General features: G+C 32.8%; 16 protein-coding genes and 2 tRNA genes. 9 read left to right on the top strand and 9 right to left on the bottom strand.

Annotated features, from left to right (window positions below; all coding sequences use genetic code 11):
• The 4 genes from B0A81_RS17130 to mutS all read right to left on the bottom strand — a co-directional run.
• A partial coding sequence (locus B0A81_RS17130) for a DUF1508 domain-containing protein (protein ID WP_089059150.1) occupies nucleotides 1–316 on the bottom strand: 316 nt, incomplete at its 3' end.
• 119 nt (nucleotides 317–435) lie between these two features.
• A tRNA-Leu gene (locus tag B0A81_RS17125) sits at nucleotides 436–521 on the bottom strand.
• A gap of 14 nt (nucleotides 522–535) precedes the next feature.
• Nucleotides 536–608: transfer RNA gene (locus B0A81_RS17120), tRNA-Gly, on the bottom strand.
• Nucleotides 609–758: 150 nt separating this feature from the next.
• A complete protein-coding gene (mutS, locus tag B0A81_RS17115) occupies nucleotides 759–3,365 on the bottom strand; it encodes a DNA mismatch repair protein MutS (protein ID WP_165768084.1) in 2,607 nt (868 codons plus the stop codon).
• A gap of 159 nt (nucleotides 3,366–3,524) precedes the next feature.
• On the opposite strand from mutS, the gene B0A81_RS17110 reads away from it, so the two are divergent.
• From B0A81_RS17110 to B0A81_RS17100, 3 genes are all read left to right on the top strand, one after another.
• Nucleotides 3,525–3,962: a DUF1573 domain-containing protein gene (locus B0A81_RS17110; protein ID WP_089054493.1), complete on the top strand. Its 438-nt coding sequence runs from the start codon at nucleotides 3,525–3,527 to the stop codon at nucleotides 3,960–3,962.
• A 74-nt stretch (nucleotides 3,963–4,036) separates the two neighbouring features.
• Nucleotides 4,037–4,579: an RNA methyltransferase gene (locus B0A81_RS17105; protein WP_089059149.1), complete on the top strand. Its 543-nt coding sequence runs from the start codon at nucleotides 4,037–4,039 to the stop codon at nucleotides 4,577–4,579.
• 108 nt (nucleotides 4,580–4,687) lie between these two features.
• Nucleotides 4,688–6,886 (top strand): Ig-like domain-containing protein, encoded by a 2,199-nt coding sequence (locus B0A81_RS17100; protein ID WP_089059148.1) that lies wholly within the window; start codon nucleotides 4,688–4,690, stop codon nucleotides 6,884–6,886.
• Nucleotides 6,887–6,899: 13 nt separating this feature from the next.
• Here B0A81_RS17100 and folK read toward each other — a convergent pair whose 3' ends face one another.
• The gene (gene folK, locus B0A81_RS17095; protein WP_089059147.1) at nucleotides 6,900–8,033 is read right to left on the bottom strand and encodes a 2-amino-4-hydroxy-6-hydroxymethyldihydropteridine diphosphokinase; all 1,134 of its coding nucleotides are present in this window, start codon (nucleotides 8,031–8,033) and stop codon (nucleotides 6,900–6,902) included.
• 58 nt (nucleotides 8,034–8,091) lie between these two features.
• Nucleotides 8,092–9,282 carry a carboxypeptidase-like regulatory domain-containing protein gene (locus B0A81_RS17090; RefSeq protein ID WP_089059146.1) on the bottom strand — a complete coding sequence of 397 codons (1,191 nt, stop codon included), beginning with the start codon at nucleotides 9,280–9,282 and terminating at the stop codon, nucleotides 8,092–8,094.
• A 202-nt stretch (nucleotides 9,283–9,484) separates the two neighbouring features.
• On the opposite strand from B0A81_RS17090, the gene sppA reads away from it, so the two are divergent.
• The 3 genes from sppA to B0A81_RS17075 all read left to right on the top strand — a co-directional run bounded on the left by sppA (nucleotide 9,485) and on the right by B0A81_RS17075 (nucleotide 14,974).
• Nucleotides 9,485–11,242 carry a signal peptide peptidase SppA gene (sppA, locus tag B0A81_RS17085; protein WP_089059145.1) on the top strand — a complete coding sequence of 586 codons (1,758 nt, stop codon included), beginning with the start codon at nucleotides 9,485–9,487 and terminating at the stop codon, nucleotides 11,240–11,242.
• 14 nt (nucleotides 11,243–11,256) lie between these two features.
• Nucleotides 11,257–12,204 carry an alpha/beta hydrolase gene (locus tag B0A81_RS17080; RefSeq protein ID WP_089059153.1) on the top strand — a complete coding sequence of 316 codons (948 nt, stop codon included), beginning with the start codon at nucleotides 11,257–11,259 and terminating at the stop codon, nucleotides 12,202–12,204.
• Between the two features lie 169 nt (nucleotides 12,205–12,373).
• Nucleotides 12,374–14,974: an AsmA-like C-terminal region-containing protein gene (locus B0A81_RS17075; protein ID WP_089059144.1), complete on the top strand. Its 2,601-nt coding sequence runs from the start codon at nucleotides 12,374–12,376 to the stop codon at nucleotides 14,972–14,974.
• 50 nt (nucleotides 14,975–15,024) lie between these two features.
• Here B0A81_RS17075 and B0A81_RS17070 read toward each other — a convergent pair whose 3' ends face one another.
• Both B0A81_RS17070 and B0A81_RS17065 read right to left on the bottom strand, forming a co-directional pair.
• Complete coding sequence (locus tag B0A81_RS17070; protein WP_089059143.1) at nucleotides 15,025–16,104, bottom strand: glycosyltransferase family 9 protein; 1,080 nt, start codon at nucleotides 16,102–16,104, stop codon at nucleotides 15,025–15,027.
• 259 nt (nucleotides 16,105–16,363) lie between these two features.
• On the bottom strand, nucleotides 16,364–17,158 hold the full coding sequence (locus B0A81_RS17065; RefSeq protein WP_089059142.1) for a DUF2797 domain-containing protein: 795 nt from the start codon (nucleotides 17,156–17,158) through the stop codon (nucleotides 16,364–16,366).
• A gap of 246 nt (nucleotides 17,159–17,404) precedes the next feature.
• Between B0A81_RS17065 and B0A81_RS17060 the strand changes: the two genes are divergently transcribed.
• From B0A81_RS17060 to B0A81_RS21860, 3 genes are all read left to right on the top strand, one after another.
• Complete coding sequence (locus B0A81_RS17060) at nucleotides 17,405–18,913, top strand: GH3 auxin-responsive promoter family protein (RefSeq protein ID WP_089059141.1); 1,509 nt, start codon at nucleotides 17,405–17,407, stop codon at nucleotides 18,911–18,913.
• Between the two features lie 109 nt (nucleotides 18,914–19,022).
• Entirely contained in the window at nucleotides 19,023–19,490 is a 468-nt protein-coding gene (locus tag B0A81_RS21865) for a winged helix-turn-helix domain-containing protein (protein ID WP_244281439.1), read from the top strand.
• Nucleotides 19,469–19,879, top strand: a complete 411-nt coding sequence (locus tag B0A81_RS21860) for a restriction endonuclease (RefSeq protein WP_244281438.1) — start codon at nucleotides 19,469–19,471, stop codon at nucleotides 19,877–19,879. Before B0A81_RS21865 ends, B0A81_RS21860 begins: the two co-directional genes overlap by 22 nt.
• Before the next feature lie 198 nt (nucleotides 19,880–20,077).
• Here B0A81_RS21860 and serB read toward each other — a convergent pair whose 3' ends face one another.
• Nucleotides 20,078–21,307, bottom strand: a complete 1,230-nt coding sequence (serB, locus tag B0A81_RS17050) for a phosphoserine phosphatase SerB (protein ID WP_089059140.1) — start codon at nucleotides 21,305–21,307, stop codon at nucleotides 20,078–20,080.
• Between the last annotated feature and the right edge of the window lie 110 nt (nucleotides 21,308–21,417).

Below are 21,417 nucleotides of genomic sequence, written 5' to 3'. Positions count from 1 at the left end.
AATCTAAAATTTCTGATTTCGAAGCATAAGTCACAATCTCCTTAATTCCCTTTTGCAAAAGTAATTCAGTTGTGTATTTTCGGCTTGTTGCAAAATGAACCTCCCCCAACATCAATTTAAAAAAATACTTCCCCCCAGAGCCTTTAAATTTCAAAAACCTAGAAAGATCGACATTACTTTTAAATTTTTCAATATCCTCCTCGCACTCAAACTTCAATTCATAACTCAAGCTTGTAAAAATCACCTTTCCCTTCCTTGAAGTAAATACAAATTTATACTCATCGTTAAATCGCCTGCTAATTACAAAAGCACCCATATTTTGATTATTGATTTTAGATTGTTGATTCTAGATTCTCTAAAATAAATTCACTCAGCAACTTATTTAAAGACAAGTTTACACCATAAAAAAAGCCTCTTCAAAAGAAGAGGCTTTAGTACTCAGAGCGGGACTTGAACCCGCACGAACATTGCTGTTCACTGGATTTTAAGTCCAGCGTGTCTACCAATTTCACCATCCGAGCATTGTATGGTTTTGAGCGAAAAACGGGGCTCGAACCCGCGACCTCGACCTTGGCAAGGTCGCGCTCTACCAACTGAGCTATTTTCGCATTTCAAATTCTAATTAAGAACCGCAACACTTGACTTGTCTTGCATTGCGAGTGCAAATTTAGGACATTTATTCAATTACACAAGCGTTTTTTCAAAAAAAAATCAACTTATTTTATAACTTTCTGATAACCTAAACTTTAAATATGAAATTATTTTTTAACCAACATTCTTTTTATCTCGTTAAGCTTCATCAGTGCTTCAACAGGTGTAATCGCATTTATATCAAGACCCAGAATCTCCTCTTTTATATCTTCTAACAAAGGATCATCTAAATTAAAGAAACTCATCTGCATTTCATCATTCACTTCTTTTACGCCATTTAAAGCCTCACTTGAATGATTCTTCTCTAATTTCTTTAAAAGTTTCTGCGCTTTCAAAATTACAATTTGAGGCATTCCTGCCATTTTCGCCACATGAATTCCAAAACTATGCGCACTTCCTCCTTTTACCAGCTTACGAACAAAAAGAACGGTATCTTTTAACTCTTTTACAGCAACATTATAATTCTGAATTCTAGGCAGCGATTCTGTCATTTCATTCAATTCATGATAATGCGTTGCAAACAAAGTCTTCGCTCTTCCAGGATGCTCATGTAAAAATTCAGCAATCGCCCACGCAATCGAAATTCCGTCATAAGTACTGGTTCCTCTTCCAATTTCATCTAAAAGCACTAAGCTCCTATCTGATAAATTATTCAGAATCGAAGCTGTTTCATTCATTTCTACCATGAAAGTAGATTCTCCCATCGAAATATTATCAGAAGCTCCAACTCTAGTAAAAATTTTATCGACAATTCCCATTCTCACACTGTCTGCAGGAACAAAACTTCCCATTTGAGCCAGCAATACAATTAAAGCCGTTTGTCTTAAAATAGCCGATTTACCAGACATATTAGGACCAGTGATCATAATAATCTGTTGTGTTTCTCTATCTAAAAAAACATCATTTGCAATATAAGGTGTTCCAACCGGCAGCTGTTTCTCAATTACAGGGTGTCTTCCGTTTTTTATATCAAGTTCAAAAGTCTCATCAATTTCTGGACACACATATTGATTCTCTACAGCTAACTGCGTAAACGAACATAAACAATCTAATTGCGCAACCAAATTTGCATTCATTTGAACAGGCTTAATATAAGTCGCAATCCAAGCAATTAACTGCTCAAAAAGTTCTGTTTCAATTTTATGAATCTTCTCTTCCGCTCCTAAAATTTTTGTTTCATATTCTTTTAATTCCTCAGTAATATAACGTTCCGCATTTACAAGAGTCTGCTTACGAATCCATTCTTCTGGAACTTTATCCTTGTGCGTATTTCTAACTTCGATATAATACCCAAAAACATTATTGAATGAAATTTTTAAAGACGAAATTCCTGTTCGTTCCGACTCTCTTTTTTCAATTCCTTCTAAGTATTCTTTTCCTGAAGTTGAGATAGCACGTAAATCATCTAATTCTTCACTTATACCTTTGGCAATTGCATTTCCTTTTGCAATCGCAACAGGCGCATCTTGATTTAAGGTTATTTTAATTTTCTCACGCAGCAAATCGCAGGCATGAAGACTGTCTCCAATAATTTTTACTGCTTCCTGCTTACTTTCCAACGCCAAAGTTTTAATTGGAATAATTGCATCTAAAGATTCCTTTAAATAAACAATTTCACGCGGAGAAACTTTTCCTGCTGCTATTTTAGAAATTAAACGTTCTAAATCTGAAATCTGCTTAATTTGATATTGAATATTGTGCAAGACTTCTGGACTTTCTTTCAAGTACGAAACGACATCATGACGTCCTTTTATTTTTTTGCTGTCCTTAAGAGGCAAAGCCAGCCAACGCTTCAACAATCTTCCTCCCATTGGAGAAAGTGTTCTGTCGATAACATCTAAAAGTGTAACAGCATTTGGATTATAACTATGATACAATTCTAAGTTCCGAATTGTAAAACGATCCATCCAAACATATGCATCTTCAGTAATTCGCTGAATAGCTGTTATGTGCTGCACACGATTATGCTGTGTTTCGGATAAGTAATACAAGATCGCTCCAGAAGCAATAATTCCTTCTTTTAATTCTTCAACCCCAAAACCTTTTAAAGAGTTGGTTTGAAAATGTTTGGTAAGCGTTTCGAGCGCATAATCTTCTTTATAAATCCAATCTTCTAAGTAAAAACTATGAAAATCATCTCCAAAAGCATCTCTGAAATCGCTTTTATTATTTTTAGGAACCAGAACTTCACTCGGATTAAAATTCTGTAATAACTTATCGATATATTCAGCATTTCCTTGAGCTGTTAAAAACTCTCCTGTTGAAACATCTAAAAAAGAGATTCCGATATTTTTATTAGCAAAATAAACTGACGCTAAAAAGTTATTTGTTTTAGAATGTAAAACCTCATCGTTTAAAGAAACTCCCGGCGTTACAAGTTCTGTAACCCCTCTTTTTACGATAGTTTTAGTCATTTTAGGATCTTCCAGCTGATCGCATATTGCAACACGAAGCCCTGCTTTAACCAATTTTGGCAAATAGGTATTAACAGAATGATGAGGAAAACCAGCCAGCGCGGTCTCTGTATCTGAACCCGCACCTCTTTTTGTTAAAGTAATACCAAGAATTTTTGAAGCTCTAATGGCATCTTCTCCAAATGTTTCATAAAAATCTCCTACTCTGAAAAGCAGACATGCATCAGGATATTTTCTCTTGATTTCGTTGTACTGTTTCATTAAAGGTGTTTCCTTCACTACTTTTTCTTTAGCTGCCAAAATTGATATATTTTAAATGAAAATTAAGACAGCGAATTTATAATTTTTTAACGGCATATTGAAGGCTTCAAAAATTAAAATATTTTAAGCTATTTTTAAGCTCACTTTTAAGAATTTTATATAGATTTGTTCAATCATTTAAACTAAGAATCTAAAAAGATGAAAAAAATAATTTTATTCGCTATGTTAGCAGTTGTTGGTATTACAGCTTCTAACGCTCAAAGCACTAAAAAAGCTGCTGCTAAAGCTGCCAAAGTAGCTAAAATTGAAGGAGCTGGAATGGCTTTTGAAACTGAAACTATTGATTACGGGACTATCGCTCACAATGCTGATGGAAAACGTGAGTTTGTTTTTGTTAACAACGGAACAAAACCGTTAATTATTACAAACACAACAGGATCTTGTGGATGTACTGTACCAACAACTCCAAAAGAGCCGATTGCTCCTGGTGCTAAAGGTATTATTGGTGTAAAATATGCTACTGACAGAGTTGGTGCTTTTACAAAAACAGTAACTGTTACTTCTAACGCTGAAGGACAACCAACAAAAGTACTTACTATTAAAGGTACAGTTTTACCAGATCCAGTAAAAAGCTAATCTGAAAAACAATAAAATAATCGAAAAAGCTTCCTTATCTTTGGAAGCTTTTTTTATGACCTGAATTTATACAAATGAGAAAACTAGAAAACAGCGAACTAGAGCGCAAATCAATTGAAGATTTCAAAAAATCAGACAAGACTCCTTTAATATTAGTTTTGGATGATATTCGCAGTTTGCACAATATTGGATCTGTTTTTAGAACTTCGGATGCTTTTTTGATCGAAAAAATCATTCTATGCGGTATCACTGCAACACCTCCAAATAAAGAGATTCATAAAACAGCTCTTGGCGCAACTGAAACAGTTGCTTGGGAACACCATGAAAATGTATTAGAAGTTATCGAGAATCTTAAAAAAGAAAATGTAATGACACTAGCCATTGAACAAGTGGAAAGCTCTATTTTTCTTCAAGATTTTAAAGTGGAAAAAAATCAAAAATATGCTTTGGTTTTTGGAAATGAAGTTTACGGCGTTGCACAAGAAGCTGTAGCTATTTGCAACGGCTGTATCGAAATTCCTCAATTAGGAACAAAACATTCTTTGAATATAGCGGTTAGTGCAGGAATTGTAGTTTGGGATTTATTTCAAAAACTAAACTGGCCGAATAACAATTAAGAAATCATTCGTTTGCAGAAAACTGTGATTTTTAAATCGAAAAACAGCTGTAAATGTTAGATTTTTAAATATATTTTTTTATTCTTATAAAATTGATACTTTTATAAAATGAAAAATGTTAATTTCTTTAAAATATCGTTTTTACTACTTCTTTTAAATGTGGTAAAAACTCATGCAAATGAGAATTTTAAAACTGAAAATAGGTACGGAGACATATGCTTACATGACAGTCTTAAAACGAATAAAAAAAGAAATGCAACGTTAGATTTTGCTATCACACCTCCCGTTATAACAGCAACTGGAAACCAATTTTACTGTCCGCAAAGCACTATAAAAATTGTAGAGACCATTACTATAACTCATGATCCTGCTGAACCATCTACTCAAGCAGTTTACATTCAAATTTCATCTGGTTATTCAAATGGTCTTGACAAACTAGAACTTTCAAACGCAGCCTCTCATCCTGCTATTACAACAAGCTGGGATGTGACCGCCGGAAAATTACGACTATATAGTTCAACAGGAGCAAATATCTTGTATTCCGATTTTGTTAATGCAATTAAGGATGTTGTATATTCTAATTCCTCAGCGACAGCCTCTGGCACAAGAACTTTTTCTATAACGATTGGTCAAGCCAATTATCTTCCATCGACACAACATTTTTATTTATTTGCGCCAAGTATTGGCATTACTTGGTCGAGTGCTAAAACTGCAGCAGAATCAAGCACTTATTATGGATTACAAGGTTATCTCGCAACTATTTTATCTGCTGACGAAGCTAAATTAATTGGTGAACAAGCCTCAGGAACTGGATGGATCGGCGGAAGTGATGCAGAAACTGAAGGCGTTTGGAAATGGGTTACCGGCCCTGAAACTGGTACTGTTTTTTGGAACGGAACTGCAAATGGCTCAACACCAAATTTTGCTTTTTGGAACACTGGTGAACCAAACAACCAAGGAAATGAAGATTATGCACATATTACACAACCTGGCGTAGGAATAAAAGGCTCTTGGAACGATTTACCAAATACAGGATCATTAATTTCAGGCGATCCTTATCAACCAAAAGGCTACATTGTTGAATATGGCGGAATGCCAGGCGAAGCGCCTTTACAAATTGCTGCAAGTACAAAAATTACAATTCCTGAAATAACATCTTTACTTACTCCAAATCCCGTTTGTGACTCAGGAAACTTTACTTTAAACGCGACTGCAACTGCCGGCGCCACTATTAGCTGGTATGACTCACTTACAGGCGGAACTTTATTAGGAACTGGAAATACTTACACAACTCCATCACCAATAACAACAACTACAACTTATTATGCTGATGCAGGTTGTGAAATAAACAGAAAATCAGTAATTGCAACGGTTAATAAAACTCCAGATACTCCAACTTCCGTTTCTTCGAATGTTTCAAGATGCGGTTCTGGAAGCGTAACTTTACAAGCGAGTTCAAATATTGGACTTATCAATTGGTACACTAACTCAACTGGCGGTACCAGTATTTTTACAGGCAATAGTTTTCAAACACCTGCTATATCAACAAATACAACTTATTACGCGGAAGCTTCAAATAACGGCTGTGTCAATACCAATCGTATTCCGGTTTCTGTTACCATCTATACTGCTCCAGTTGTTACAGATGAAACTTTGTCTTTATGCCAATTTCAAACTATAACATTAGATGCTGGTATTTCTGGGATGAGTTATTTATGGTCAAATAATAATGAAACTACTCCAAGAATTACCGTTAATAAAGGAGGCAAATACACTGTTGCTGTAACAAGTCCTGCTCCTGAAAATTGTACAAGTCAAAAGACAATTACGGTTGAAGAATATGAGGTTCCGCAAATGGATCGAATTGGCGTCAGCGGAACAAAAGTTGTGATTTATCTTAAAAAAGAAACTGCTTATTTTGAATATTCTGTTGATGGAATAAACTTTCAGGATTCAAATACATTTTATGATGTTCCGGGTGGATTGCAAACTGCGTATGCTCGAGATAAAAATGGCTGTGGATTGGATATGCAAAATTTTGTTGTTCTTATTTTTCCAGCATTTTTCACTCCGAACAATGATTCTTATAATGACACTTGGGAGGTTACCGGAATGGAAAATTATCCTGAGGCGCAGGTTACTATTTTTGATCGATACGGGAAGTTGATTGCCCAGCTAAATGCATCTAAAATGAGTTGGGACGGAACATTCGACAAAACTCTCTTGCCTGCTTCTGATTATTGGTATGCTTTAAAAATAGATAATACACAACCTATTTTAAGAGGTCATTTTTCACTGAAAAGATAATTATCTAATTATCTTAATTCAATTTCTTTCTAATTTCGTCTAAAACAAAAAGATAATCTTCTTGCTTTTTTACAAAATCACGATTAGAAACATCAATAATCAAAACATTTAAATCAAACTGAGATTTAATGTATTCTAAATAACCATTATTGATTTTATCTAAATATTCTGCTTCTATATTTTGTTCGTAGCTTCTGCCTCGTTTCTTTATATTTTGAAGGAGTCGCTCTGTATTTTGATATAAATAAACATACAAATCCGGCTTAGGCATTTCTTTGTAGATAATATCAAACAAGTTTCGGTACAAGCGATATTCATCTTCCGCCAATGTAATTTTAGCAAAAATCAGCGATTTAAAAATATGATAATCGGCTACGATAAAATCTTTAAACAAATCAAACTGCGCCAAATCATCTGACAATTGCTGATAACGATCGGCTAGAAAAGACATTTCAAGGGGAAATGCATATCTATTTTGGTCTTTATAAAACTTTGGTAAAAACGGATTATCCGCAAAACGCTCTAAAACTGTTTTTGCATTAAAATCATCGGCAATTTTATGTACTAAAGTAGTTTTACCAGCCCCAATATTACCTTCGAAAGCAATATAATTATAGTTTTCAAGTGCAATTTCCTGCAAGGGATTTTTTAGATCCTGAACTACTGTACAAACGCTGTCATCTGGCGAAACAGCAATTAACTCCGAAATTGATTTTTGAAAAACTGGATGCTTCCAATCCAATTTTAAATCTGATATTGGCAATAGAACAAAGTTTCTGTTCTGCATTAATGGATGCGGAACCTGAAGTTTTTCCGATTCGATAATTTCATCATCATAAATAATCAAATCAACATCGATAATTCTAGATTGGTATCCTTCTTTATTAGATCGAATCCTTCCTAATTGTTTTTCGACTTTTAAAACCTGATTTAATATTTTTTGTGCAGATGAAGCCGTATGCAAAAGTAAAGCGCAATTATAAAAAGCATCGCTCTCAAAACCCCAGGCAGGTGTTTCATACAACTTTGAAACCTTGATTACCGTTCCCACTTCCTGGTGTATCAAATCAATACAACTTTGGATGTTTTCTAACCTGTTTCCTTGATTACTGCCTATAGATAAAACGACTTGATGCTGTGACTTCATAATAAATGCAAATTAACTAAAACTATTTTAGAATTAACCACATTATTTGTTTCAAGAATTAGAAGTTTCCAACTACTTCAAACTCTTTCTTATTGTCTTTGTTTTCTGAAACTCGTTTTAAAAATGTATTTAAATCGCTCGTTAGAGGCAATTGGTTTTGACTTTTCCAAAATTGTTCTGAATATGGATATTTTACTTTAAAAATATCTTTATCCATAGACAAATTTGATTTTGCTTTTTCGGCAATAAAACTATTCGTTACAAAAAAATTGGTCGAATAATCATAAAAAGCTTTTGGAACCTTTTCGTTACCAAGCAGTTCAACTCTAACATCTGATTTTGCATTATTTAAATAATATTTATTGGTACTGCTGTTCTTTCTATAATTTGATGTTGTTTTAAAAACAGTTGTTCGATATTCGACACTACCCTTTTTTTGAAACGGTACTTTTTCTCCATCATCATAAAGATCAAAGTGTGTTTCGACAATTGCATAATCCTCCTTATTAATTATAAAATAACCGCTTGTTTTTTGCCCAACAGAATTATCTATTTTTTTACTAAAACTAATTTTAAAAAAATTATTCGCTGCATTTTTTTCCTGTGTAAGTTCGAAGTCTTCCAATTTTATAACTATAATTGCATTGATGTCAAATAATTTTTCAAAGCTTTGAAATTCAAAATAAATAAAATCTTCTTTATCCTTAATTCCAACTTTCCTCATATTCAAAATCTCAACTTCACATTTATTATCTGGTTGTGTTTTGGTTTTAAAAATACTTTTTCTTGATACTTTTCCATAAATATCCTGCAGTCTCACTAATTCATCATTTCTTTTCAAAACACATCGCAAAAAGAAATTTTCATTATAAGGTTCTAGTATATAGTTTTCCTTCATTTTAACATAGGCCTTTTTCATTATAGCCATTTCACCGCCCACTACTACTTCTTCAAGCTCAATTGTTTTGCTTTGTAAAAAAATTGTATCTCGTTTATTTACTTCCTCAAAACTAAGTTTAAGGCTTTCATAACCAATCAAACTAAAATTCAATTCATTATAATCTGTAATAAAAGAAAAATAACCCTCTTCATTTGTTATCGAGTTATCTTTTAAATTATAAACATTTACTTTTTCCAATGGCAGTTTTGTCAATTTATCAACCACCACTTTTTTAGTTTGTATTTTTTGTGCTTCGGCATAAAAACCAAAGAGAAGAAAAAAGCTCAACAAGACAATCTTATCTTTCATATTTACAGTACTTATTTTTATCAAATATAAAATATTCCAACTTCAAACCATACTTATCTTACAAAATATACTATCTTTAATTAGACGATCAAAAATGTAAAAACTACAGATATTTCGATATTGCGCATACAAAAGTTAAATCGATTTTAGATTATATTTGTAACAAATCAATCTTTTTGATACTTATTAAAAAAATATACATATGAAATTTTTAGGAAATGTAATCGCCACTGTTATTGGTATTTTTGTATTTATCATGATCTTCTTTTTTGGAGTTATTCTAATTGGAGCCATTTTTGGAGGAGAAGACAAGGTTTCAGTAAAAAATGATTCGGTTATAGAATTAAATCTAAAACAAATCAGTAACGATTATGCGGGTAAGTATAAAGATCCATGGGTAACTGTTTTTTCAGAAAAAAAAGGAGTTGGTTTAACGGATGTTATTAATGCAATTGAAGCGGCAAAAACAGACAGTAATATTAAGGGAATCTCGATTTTAAATGATGAATCATCTTTAGGATTGGCTCAATACAAAGATTTACGAAATGCACTTGAAAGCTTCAAAAAATCAGGAAAATTTGTTTGGGCTTATGCCAATACTTATTCTCAAAAAGAATACTATTTAAATTCTGTTGCCAATACTGTTTATTTGAATCCAGCTGGAGATTTAGATTTTAAAGGACTTTCGTCTGAAATTATGTTCTTTAAAGACTTTCAAGAAAAATCAGGGATTCATATGGAAGTTATCCGTCACGGAAAATATAAAAGTGCTGTTGAGCCATTTTTAGAAAATAAAATGAGTGATGCAAATAGAGAACAAGTTACTGCGCTTTTAAATTCTATTTGGACAACAGTTTGCAGCGACATTTCGAAAAGCAGAAATATTCCTGTTGCCAAATTAAATGAAATAGCAAATGGTCTATTGGCTAGAACTCCTACAATGGCAAAAGCAGAACGCTTAGTTGACATTGTTGCTTATGAAGATGTTTATCATAATGCCATCAAAAAAGCTTTGAAAGTGACTGGAGATGATGATTATAATAAAATTTCTATTTTAGATTACACTCAAAACAATATCACTACTGCTTTAACAAATACTGCTGATAATCAAATTGCTATTATATACGCTCAAGGCGAGATTGTTGGCGGTGAAGGTGATGTAACTGTGATTGGCGAAGGCTCAATGCGTCGTTCGCTGCAAGAAGCTCGAAAAAATGAAGATGTAAAAGCAATTGTTCTTAGAATTGACAGTCCAGGCGGAAGCGCTTTAACTTCAGATTTAATTTGGAGAGAAATTGAAATCACTAAAAAGGTAAAACCAGTTGTGGTTTCAATGGGAAATTATGCGGCTTCTGGAGGTTATTATATTGCTTGTAATGCAAATAAGATTTTTGCCGAAAGCAATACTATTACGGGTTCTATAGGTGTTTTTGGAGTATTGCCAAATTTCACGCCGCTGGCTACTAAATTAGGAATTTATACAGAACAGGTTAAAACACACGAAAATTCAGCAAATTACAGTCCGTTTGTGCCGCTTGATGAAAAATTTAAAGCTTTTACACTTGAAGGAGTTGAACAGATTTACAAAAATTTTGTTACGCACGTTGCTGAAGGTCGAAAAATGACTTTCGCTCAAGTTGATTCTATTGCTCAAGGAAGAGTTTGGTCTGGATCTGAAGCTGTAAAAATTGGATTAGTAGATAAAATAGGCGGTCTTAATGACGCTATTGCTGAAGCTGCTAAAATTGCTAAGATCAAAGATTACAGCACACAAAACTATCCTGAGTACGAAAAAACTTTTAGCGATTTAATGGCTAATCTTCCTTTTGCAAAATCGAAAGAGGCGTTTATAAAAGAAGAAATTGGAGAAGAAAATTATCTGCTTATCGAGCAAGTTAAAAGATTTCAAAGACAAAAAGGCGTGCAGGCAATGATGCCATTTGGAATAAACATTAAATAATGCTATCTAAAAAAATGAAAAATATATTTCTCTTTTTTTCCGTTTTATTCCTGACAATTGCAAATGCACAAAATGCAAAGCAGCATACTTTTAAAGAAACTAATGTAGCTTTAAAAATCAATATTGATCAGCTGTACGGAACTCTAACTGTTCCTGATGAAGTCAAAAAATGTCAGGTTGCTTTGATAATTGCAGGTTCAGGTCCGACTGACAGAAATGGAAACAATCCAATGATGAAAAATAATTCATTAAAAATGCTGGCAGAAGCTTTAGCAAAAAACGGAATTGCATCATTACGATTTGATAAAAGAGGAATTGGAGAAAGTAAAGCTTCTGCGATAACAGAATCGAGCTTAGTTTTTGAAAACTATACTGAAGATGTAAAAAGCTGGATTAACTTTTTGAAACTTGACAAACGTTTTACACAACTTACTGTTATTGGTCACAGCGAAGGTTCATTAATTGGAATGATTGCAGGCGCAAAGGCTAATAAGTTTGTTTCTATTGCAGGTGCAGGAGAATCTGCAGATAAACTTATAAAGTCGCAAATAGCCTCTAAATCAAACAAGCAATTGGAGGATATGACCTTTCCTATTATTGACAGTTTAAAAAGCGGCAATAAAGTAAATAAAGTTGATCCGCTTCTAAATTCGCTTTTTAGACCAAGTATTCAGCCTTACTTAATTTCATGGTTTAAATATGATCCTCAAACTGAGATTAAAAAATTAACCGTTCCTGTTTTAGTTTTACAAGGAAACAACGATTTGCAAGTAAGCGTTAAAGATGCCGAAAGTTTGGCTCAAGCCAATAAAAACTCGCAATTGGCCATCATTGATAAAATGAATCATATTATGAAAATTATTGACGGCGATAAGCAGGCAAATATGGACAGTTATAATAATGAAACCCTGCCAATTTCGGAAGTATTGATTGAAAAAATAGTCTCCTTTATTAAAAAATAAATACAATATCATAAATTTAAATCCGTTTGAAAATTATCAGACGGATTTTTTTTATTTCCGTTTTACAGCTATTTCTTACAGTTTTTAAGAAAACTTTATCGTCTGTCTCATTCAAAAAAACTATTTTTGCATGAGTCCTAATTTCAAATTAAATCTCAAATCTATAAATATGTTAAAGAAAATTTTAAAAATAAGCGCCATTGTAATTGTGGTTTTTGTTGCCGCATTATTCGCCATTCCTTATTTCTTTAAAGATCAAATCAAAGCAAAAATTGCTGATGCCATAAATGAAAGTGTAGATGCTAAAGTAAGTTTTGCTGATGCTGATTTGAGTTTGTTTAAAAACTTTCCAAATGCAGCGGTAGCAATCGAAAAACTAGTAATCATTAACAAAGCTCCTTTTGAAGGTGATACACTTGTTTCGTTAGGCGAGTTGAATTTAAAAATGAGTATTAAAGAACTTTTTAAAGGAAAAGATGAACCGTTGAGTATTCAGGGAATTACTTCTGAAAATGGTTTAGTAAATATCATCTTTAATAAAGACGGCGTAGGAAACTTCGATATTGCTTTGAAAGACAAGAAAGAAACTGCTAATGATAATTCAAGCAAACCACTTTCGTTAAAAATTCAAAATTATAAAATCGAAAATTTCACGTTCAGATACATTGATCAAGGATCAAAAATAAAAATGGTTGTTGATAGTTTGAACCATGAAGGAACTGGTGATTTTACCAATTCAAAATTGGATTTAACAACAAAATCAACTGCAAAAGTATCTTTAGATATGGACAAAATCAATTACATGAAAAATGTAAAATTGACTTTAGATGCAGTTTTAGGAATTGATTTAGACCAAAGCAAATACACTTTTAAGGAGAACAAAGCTTTAATTAATCAATTGCCATTAGAGTTTGACGGTTTTATACAAATGGTTGAAGCGGGACAGATTTATGATTTAAAATTTAAAACGCCAACCTCATCATTCACCAATTTCTTAGGCTTAATCCCATCAGCATATTCATCAGGTCTTGATGGCGTAAAAACAACTGGAGACTTTACGGTTGCCGGTTTTGCAAAAGGGCAGTTGACAGATACTACTGTACCAAAATTCAATATTGCGATTGCATCAAATAATGCTTCATTTCAATATCCGAACTTGCCAAAATCAGTTCAAAATATTGTAATCGACACTAAAATTATAAATGAAACTGGGATTTTAAATGATACTTATGTTAATCTAGACAAACTTTCGTTTAGAATCGATCAGGATGTTTTTAATGCTAAAGCAAATATCAGAAACATTACTGTAAATCCTTTTGTTAATGCGGCTTTAAAAGGAACAATCAACTTGGCTAATCTATCAAAAGCATATCCTATTAAAATGGATAAACCTTTGGCTGGTATTTTAAAAGCCGATGTTACTACACAATTTGATATGGCTTCTGTTGAGAAGAGTCAGTATCAAAACATTAAAAATGCTGGAACAATGAGTTTATCAGGATTTAAATATACTGATGAAAACAATAAATCGATGAACATCAGCACAGCATTGGTTGAATTCAATCCAAGTACGATTAATTTGAAACAATTTAATGCAACTACTGGAAAAAGTGATCTTGCTATAAATGGTGTTCTAGAAAATTTCTACGGTTTTATGTTCAAAAAACAGGAATTAAGAGGAAACTTTAATATGAGTTCAAATCAATTGGCTGTTGATGATTTTATGACTGCCGGCGAACCTGCAAAAACAGAAACGAAAACCGCAGCAAAACCAGCTGAAGCAATGAAAATTCCAGCTTTTTTAAACTGTACATTAAATGCAAAAGCAACAACTGTTTTATACGACAATTTGAAGCTTAAAGATGTTTCTGGAAAATTAATCATCAAAGATGAAAAAGCTTTACTGGAAAACTTTAAAACATCAATTTTTGGCGGAACAATTGGTTTAACTGGAGCTGTTTCGACTAAAACTAAAGTTCCAACATTTGATATGAATTTAGGTTTTAACCAAGTTGATATTGCGCAGACTTTTACGCAATTGGACATGATGAAAAAAATTGCTCCAATTGCAGGAATCATAAATGGAAAACTAAATTCGACGGTAAAACTAAACGGTAATCTTGATGCAAATGAACTTACTCCAGATCTAAAATCAATTTCAGGAGATTTATTAGGGCAGCTGCTTTCGACTACAATAAACTCTAAAAACTCTACTTTGTTGAATGCTTTAGGTTCAAACATTAAATTTATTGACATGAATAAAGTCAATTTAAATGATATTAAAGCGGCTTTGACTTTTGATAATGGAAAAGTAAATGTAAAACCATTTGACATTAAATATCAAGACATAAAAATTACGGTTGGCGGAACTCACGGTTTTGATCAAACTATGAACTACAATTTAAAACTTGATGTTCCTGCTAAATATTTAGGAAATGAAGCAAATGCCTTTATCGCTAAAATGTCTCCTGCAGATGCTGCAAAACTGCAAAACATACCAATAAATGCAATGATCACTGGTAATTTTTCTAATCCAAAAATTACTACCGATATGAAAACTGCAGTTTCTAGTTTAGCCACACAAGTAGCAAATCAGCAAAAAGAGAAGCTGACGCAAAAAGGTACTGCTGCTTTAACTGATTTAATCAACAAAAACACCAAAGCGAAAGATACAACGCAGGCTGCAAAAACTGAAAAAGAACAAAAAACTCAAGAGGTCACTAAAAAAGCAAGTGATTTATTGAATGGATTATTTAAGAAGAAGAATTAAATAAAAAAAGGCATCCTGTTAAACGGATGCCTTTCTTTTTTCTTTTACATTTAAATAGCTTTCGAAAAGATATTTAATTTACCATTGTTTAGAATTGAATTAATGGTTTTAATATAATCCTTTTTAGAATACAAATTAACGTCTATCCCCACACTGCAATTATCATAAGGCTCATATTTTTGAATGTTTGAAACAGAGAATAAACCAATTGTTGGTGTTTGAACTGCACTTGCTAAATGCATAATTCCGCTGTCAGCACCAATAAACAAATCCGCATTTGCAATAACCGAACCTATTTCGCGAATATCTTTACTATAAAATGTCGGCGCTTTAAAATCAATCTGTGAAACGTTTTCTACTGGCAGAATTTCAACAATATTATAGTCTTTATATTCTGCGGTAAGCTGTGAATAAAAAGATTCCCACCACTCTACTGATAAACATTTTGCACCAGTTGCATAAGTAAAGATGCAAATTGTTCTTTTGGCATTTGAAACCAAATCATTTAGAATTTCTTTTCCTTCAGCAATTTCAGAAGAAGATAATTTAAGATCTATAGGAGCTATTATTTTGTTGCTTTTTGCAAATCCTAGTTTCGTTAAATAATGTCGGAAATTATAAACTGGATATTTTGCAATATGATTGTAGTCACTTTTTACAAGTTGAGATTCTTCTAATAAATCTCCAAAGAATTTGTACTTAGCATTTGAGAACTGGACTGCTAAACGTCCTGAAGAAGAATTTTGATCGACGTTGATCGCAATATCATATTTTCGTCTTTTTATCGAAATCCAAACATTTAGATATTTTAATAAACTTTTGAATGGCTTTTTTGGTAAATCAATAACTTTATCGATACAGTCATAATTCTCAAAAATTACTGGAGCTAAAGTTCCCTTAACAAACAAATCTACTTTACAATTTGGAAACATTGCGCTGACTTCCTGAACGAGAGGAGTAATCAGTAGAAGGTTTCCTAATCTGGCATTTGGTCTGCAGACTAAAACCCTTTTTATCTCCATTTTGTCTACTAAAACAAAACCGGGATCTTCCTTCGGTTTTCCAATATTCTTAGTCAGACCGCGCATTATACTGCGCCTGTATTGATTTACTTTTGTTAGAACACTCATCTGTATCGAATAATTTATGAATTATTAAATCGCTCTTAATTTTAGAATAAAACCTGTTATGACTTGTTTCCAAATCTAGGTTCTTTATTTTTCTAAAAATAAATTCTTTCAATAAGCATTTATTACAAAATTGTAACCAAATGTATCAATATTTGCATCTTTATGTCTTTGGAAAGAGACATAAAAATACAATATTAATTTCATAAACAGCAAAATACTAGATAGTTACGCAACAAAAATCGACAGATAGGTAAATTTTCTAGACGTTTATATTTACTACATAGCCTTCAGAACCGCGAATATTAAAGACAGTTCCGTTTTCAAAAATTAAATACTGACCTTTTATTCCAACTAGTTTTCCTTGAAATGAAGGTGTTTTATCCAGATTCAAACTCGCTACTTTTGATGGGTAATTCAAAACAGGATAGTTTAACTCGTAGACATCGTTTTTCTCAGTGTAAAAATAATCTCTAACCTCAGCAGGAATTAGATTTTCTACTTTTGCTTTTTCAAGAATCAAATCACAAGATTCTGCGTTACTCTGCAGCATCTTTCTCCAATTTGTTTTATCTGCATAATGGTCTTTTAATGCAACCTCAGTAATTCCAGCCAAATAACGATTTGGAACTTCAACAATTGTAATTGCCTGCGTTGCTCCTTGATCGATCCATCGTGTAGGAACTTGCGTTTTACGCGTTACTCCTACTTTTATTTCGCTTGACAATGCCAGATAAACAATATGCGGTTGTAATTGCACTTTTTGTTCGTATTCTAAATCTCGATCAGCAACTCCTAAATGTGCCGTACTCAATTCTGGTCTCATGATCCAGTCACCCACAGCTGGACTTGAGTAAAAACACTCGTAGCAAAAACCTTGTCTGTAGATTTTTTTCTTTTTATGGCAATTCAAGCATTCGTAACCTGCAAAATTAATCTCAATTTCTTTATTCAATAACTGATTAACATTGATAAAACTGTCCTCGAAAACCAAATAATATTGAATTGGGTTCCCTAGTTCAGTCTGCATTTTTGTAAGTACACCTTGATATGTCATTATATTTTAGATTGCTGATTTTAGATTTTTAGATTACTTATAGACATTCCGAATTTTAATCTATAAAATTCATCTTTAATGAAAATAGAATGCTTTTTTTTTACAAAAAAACACTATTTTTGATACAACGGCAAAGTTAATATTTGTACATCGATATTCAAATTTTAAGTTTCTTGATTTTTACTCTAATTGTTCAATCTAAAATTTAAAATCCAAAATCAGCAATCTAAATTCTAAATTCTCTCCATGCCCTTATCCATTATAAATTCTTTCGCTTCTTGGGTCCTGAAACAAAGGATACATCAAATAGAACTTTTTCTAAAATATCCAAATGAAGTTCAAGAAGAACTCTTGCACAGTTTATTGACAGCATCAGAAAATACAGTCGTAGGAAGACAGTATGACTTTGCTTCTATAAATTCTTATCAAACTTTTGCAGAAAGAGTTCCTATTTCAAGTTACGAAGAACTACAGCCTTTGATTGAACGTACGCGTCAAGGCGAACAGGGTGTTTTTTGGGAATCGCCAATTAAATGGTTCGCCAAATCGAGCGGTACTACGAACGCAAAAAGTAAATTTATTCCCGTTAGTAATGAAGCTTTAGAAGACTGTCATTATAAAGGAAGTAAAGATTTACTTTGTTTGTATTTAAATAATAATGAGGATTCTGAATTGTTTCTTGGTAAGAGTCTTCGCTTAGGCGGAAGTTCTCAGATTTATGAAAACAACAATACTTTTTTTGGAGATTTATCGGCAATTTTAATCGAAAACATGCCTATTTGGGCAGAATTCAGCAGTACACCAAGCAGTAAAACTTCGCTAATGAGCGAATGGGAAACTAAAATTGCTGCGATTATAAATGAAACTAAAAACGAAAATGTAACCAGTTTTGCAGGAGTTCCTTCGTGGATGCTGGTTTTAATGAACAAAGTTTTAGAGAATACAGGTAAGCAAAGTTTATTAGAACTATGGCCGAATCTTGAGGTTTATTTTCACGGAGGCGTGAGTTTCTCTCCTTACAGAGAACAATACAAGAAAATTTTGCCGAGTAAAGATTTTAAATATTACGAGATTTACAATGCTTCTGAAGGCTTTTTTGCAATTCAGGATTTAAACAATTCTAGTGATTTATTATTGATGCTGGATTACGGAATTTTCTACGAGTTTATTCCAATGGAGACTTTTGGAACTCCGAATCAAAAAGTGGTTCGTTTAGCTGATGTTGAATTGAATAAAAACTACGCTATTGTTATTACAACCAATTCTGGTTTATGGCGTTATTTAATTGGTGACACCGTTCGTTTTACTTCGTTAAATCCTTATAGAATAAGAGTTACTGGAAGAACAAAACATCATATTAATGTTTTTGGCGAAGAATTAATGGTCGAAAACACAGATCAAGCCATTGCAAAAGCCTGTCAAATTACGCATACTGAAGTTATCGATTATACGGTTGCTCCTATTTTTATGCAAGACAAAGAAAAAGGCGCACACGAATGGATGATCGAATTCAAGAAAAAACCTGCCGATGTTGGTCTTTTCCAAAAAGTACTTGATGAAACGCTGCAAACTTTAAATTCTGATTACGAAGCGAAACGCTACAACAATATGACACTAAATCCTTTGGTGATTAATGTAGCTCGTGAGAATCTATTTTATGATTGGCTAAAAGAACGTGATAAACTTGGCGGACAGCATAAGATTCCTAGACTTTCAAATCAGAGAGATTATTTGGAGCAGTTGAAGGAGATGTAGAGTTTAAGGCTTTCAAAATAACTGATATTAAATCTAATAAAATATGCCGATACCAAGACATGACGAGATAAGAATCTCTGCATTAAATCTATTATTAAACGGATCAACAATGAAATTAAAAGATTTCATTGAACCATTATCTAAAGAATTTTCATTAACCGAAGAAGAAAAAAATGAAATGTATACTTCAGGAAATGGTCATATATTTTATGATAGAATATCATGGGCGCTAAGCTATTTAAACATGGCGGGGCTTCTAGACAAACCAGCAAGAGGCCACTATAAAATCAACTCCAAAGGAATTGAGATACTAAAAAGCCCAGAAAAAATTAATGCATATGTTGATGTAGAAGTGGCAAAACGCGATAGGACTAAAAAAATAAACAAAAATCCCGAAATCAAAATAATTGACACAAATGATGGATCGACTCCTCAAGAAAAGTTATATACATCATTTAGTAACATAAGAAATTCCATATATGATGAAATTTTAACAACAATTTTAAGCAAAACACCAACAGCTTTTGAAAAATTAGTTGTCTTATTATTACAAAAATGGGATATGGCGGTGAGATAAAAAACTCAGGATTAGTCACGAAAAGATCTAATGATGGAGGAATTGATGGCATTATAAAAGAAGATATTTTAGGCTTCGGTCGAATAAATATTCAAGCTAAAAGATATCGTCTTGATATTGCGATTGGACGTGAAGAAATCCAAAAATTTGTAGGAGCATTAGCTGTTGCACAATCTAACAAAGGCGTTTTTATAACTACGTCATATTTTTCTAAAGGAGCTATTGAATACGTTGAAAATTTATTTGGAAATACAACAGTTGTATTAATTGATGGGAAAAATTTAGCCAGCTACATTTATGATTTTGGACTAGGCATGCAAATAGAACAAACTATTGAAATTAAAAAAATGGATTCCGATTTTTGGGATTCAATGACTGATGAATTATAATGTCTTTTTTAGATTTTCTTACTTCATAAAAAAAACCTCAGCCTAAAAGAAGACTAAGGTTTTTTTGTTTTATTTAAGTTCTATTTGTCATTTCGACGTAAGGAGAAATCCTCACGAGAAGCTCGACAAAGATTAAACTCACGTTGTGGAGTTACTTGCGAAAATTTCTCCTTACGTCGAAATGACAAACTGTTTTATTTACATCATATCAATATAGCGGTCATGATATCCTAAAAGATACAGAACTCCGTCAAGTCCTAAACTTGAAATTGAGGTTGAAGCGCTTTCTTTTACTTTAGGTTTTGCATGAAAAGCAATTCCTAAACCAGCTAAGTTCAGCATTGGTAAGTCGTTTGCTCCGTCACCGACAGCAATAGTTTGGTTGATGTGAATTCCTTCTTTTTCGGCAATTGCTTTTAGATGTTCGGCTTTCTTTTGTCCGTCTACAATATCACCTAAATATTTCCCGGTTAATTTACCGTCTTTAATCTCTAATTGATTGGCATGAACATAATCGATTCCAAGTTCTTTTTGAAGATAATCTCCAAAATAAGTGAAACCTCCAGAAAGAATTGCGGTTTTATAACCGTAATATTTTAGGGCTTTCATCAAACGATGTGCTCCTTGTGTAATGGGTAAATTTACGGCAACATTATGCAAAACTTCTTCGCTCAAACCTTCTAACAAAGCCATACGTTGTTTGAAACTTTCGTTGAAATCAATTTCGCCGTTCATTGCAGATTCTGTAATTGCTCTTACTTGAGGCCCTACTCCATTCAACTCCGCCAATTCGTCAATAACTTCGGTTTGAATTAAAGTTGAATCCATATCAAAGCATACTAAACGACGGTTTCGTCTGTAAATATTATCTTCTTGAAAAGAAATATCTACGTTTAAGGTTCTGGAAATTTCCATGAAACTTGCTGTCATGGCAATCTTATCGACAATATCTCCTGTTAGTGATAATTGTATACAAGATCTTGGGTATTCTTCTTTTTCGACAACAGAGGTTCTTCCTGTTAATCTTATTATAGAAACGATATTTAAATTTTGATCGGACAAAAGTTTTGCTACGGCAGCCAATTGTGAAGCGGCAAGTTTTTCTCCTAATATATTAATAATATAGCGTTGCTTGGATTGTGTTTTTACCCACTTTTCGTAATCTTCAAGAGAAATTGGAATAAACTTTACTTTAACTTCTAATTCATAAGCTTTAAACAGCAAGTCTTTCAAAACTGGTCCAGAGGTAGAGCCGGCTTCGATCTCGAACAAAATCCCTAAAGAAAGTGTATCATGAATATCAGCTTGCCCAATATCAAGAATAACAGCATCATAAGCTGCTAATACTGCTGTTAAACCAGCTGTAACTCCTGGTTTATCATGTCCTGAAACTTTTAATAAAATAATTTCTTTATCCTCTACTACCATTTTATCTGAATTGATTTTAAGAAGCGACAAAAATCGACAATCTCTCGATCATAAAAAAGAATATTCTTTACTTTTTTAAAAAGAAAAAGCACATAAAGATGTGCTTTTTC

The sequence above is a fragment of the Flavobacterium plurextorum genome, assembly GCF_002217395.1.
Classification (GTDB): Bacteria; Bacteroidota; Bacteroidia; order Flavobacteriales; family Flavobacteriaceae; genus Flavobacterium; species Flavobacterium plurextorum.
Note: the sequence above shows the minus strand (reverse complement) of the source record. Positions and strands in the feature narration are given on the sequence as shown.

Coding starts and splice junctions, on each gene's coding strand:
- B0A81_RS17110 (WP_089054493.1), top strand. CDS start 3,525: ATGAAAAAAATAATTTTATTCGCTATGTTAGCAGTTGTTGGTATTACA.
- B0A81_RS17105 (WP_089059149.1), top strand. CDS start 4,037: ATGAGAAAACTAGAAAACAGCGAACTAGAGCGCAAATCAATTGAAGAT.
- B0A81_RS17100 (WP_089059148.1), top strand. CDS start 4,688: ATGAAAAATGTTAATTTCTTTAAAATATCGTTTTTACTACTTCTTTTA.
- folK (WP_089059147.1), bottom strand. CDS start 8,033: ATGAAGTCACAGCATCAAGTCGTTTTATCTATAGGCAGTAATCAAGGA.
- B0A81_RS17090 (WP_089059146.1), bottom strand. CDS start 9,282: ATGAAAGATAAGATTGTCTTGTTGAGCTTTTTTCTTCTCTTTGGTTTT.
- sppA (WP_089059145.1), top strand. CDS start 9,485: ATGAAATTTTTAGGAAATGTAATCGCCACTGTTATTGGTATTTTTGTA.
- B0A81_RS17080 (WP_089059153.1), top strand. CDS start 11,257: ATGAAAAATATATTTCTCTTTTTTTCCGTTTTATTCCTGACAATTGCA.
- B0A81_RS17075 (WP_089059144.1), top strand. CDS start 12,374: ATGTTAAAGAAAATTTTAAAAATAAGCGCCATTGTAATTGTGGTTTTT.
- B0A81_RS17070 (WP_089059143.1), bottom strand. CDS start 16,104: ATGAGTGTTCTAACAAAAGTAAATCAATACAGGCGCAGTATAATGCGC.
- B0A81_RS17065 (WP_089059142.1), bottom strand. CDS start 17,158: ATGACATATCAAGGTGTACTTACAAAAATGCAGACTGAACTAGGGAAC.
- B0A81_RS17060 (WP_089059141.1), top strand. CDS start 17,405: ATGCCCTTATCCATTATAAATTCTTTCGCTTCTTGGGTCCTGAAACAA.
- B0A81_RS21865 (WP_244281439.1), top strand. CDS start 19,023: ATGAAATTAAAAGATTTCATTGAACCATTATCTAAAGAATTTTCATTA.
- B0A81_RS21860 (WP_244281438.1), top strand. CDS start 19,469: ATGGGATATGGCGGTGAGATAAAAAACTCAGGATTAGTCACGAAAAGA.
- serB (WP_089059140.1), bottom strand. CDS start 21,307: ATGGTAGTAGAGGATAAAGAAATTATTTTATTAAAAGTTTCAGGACAT.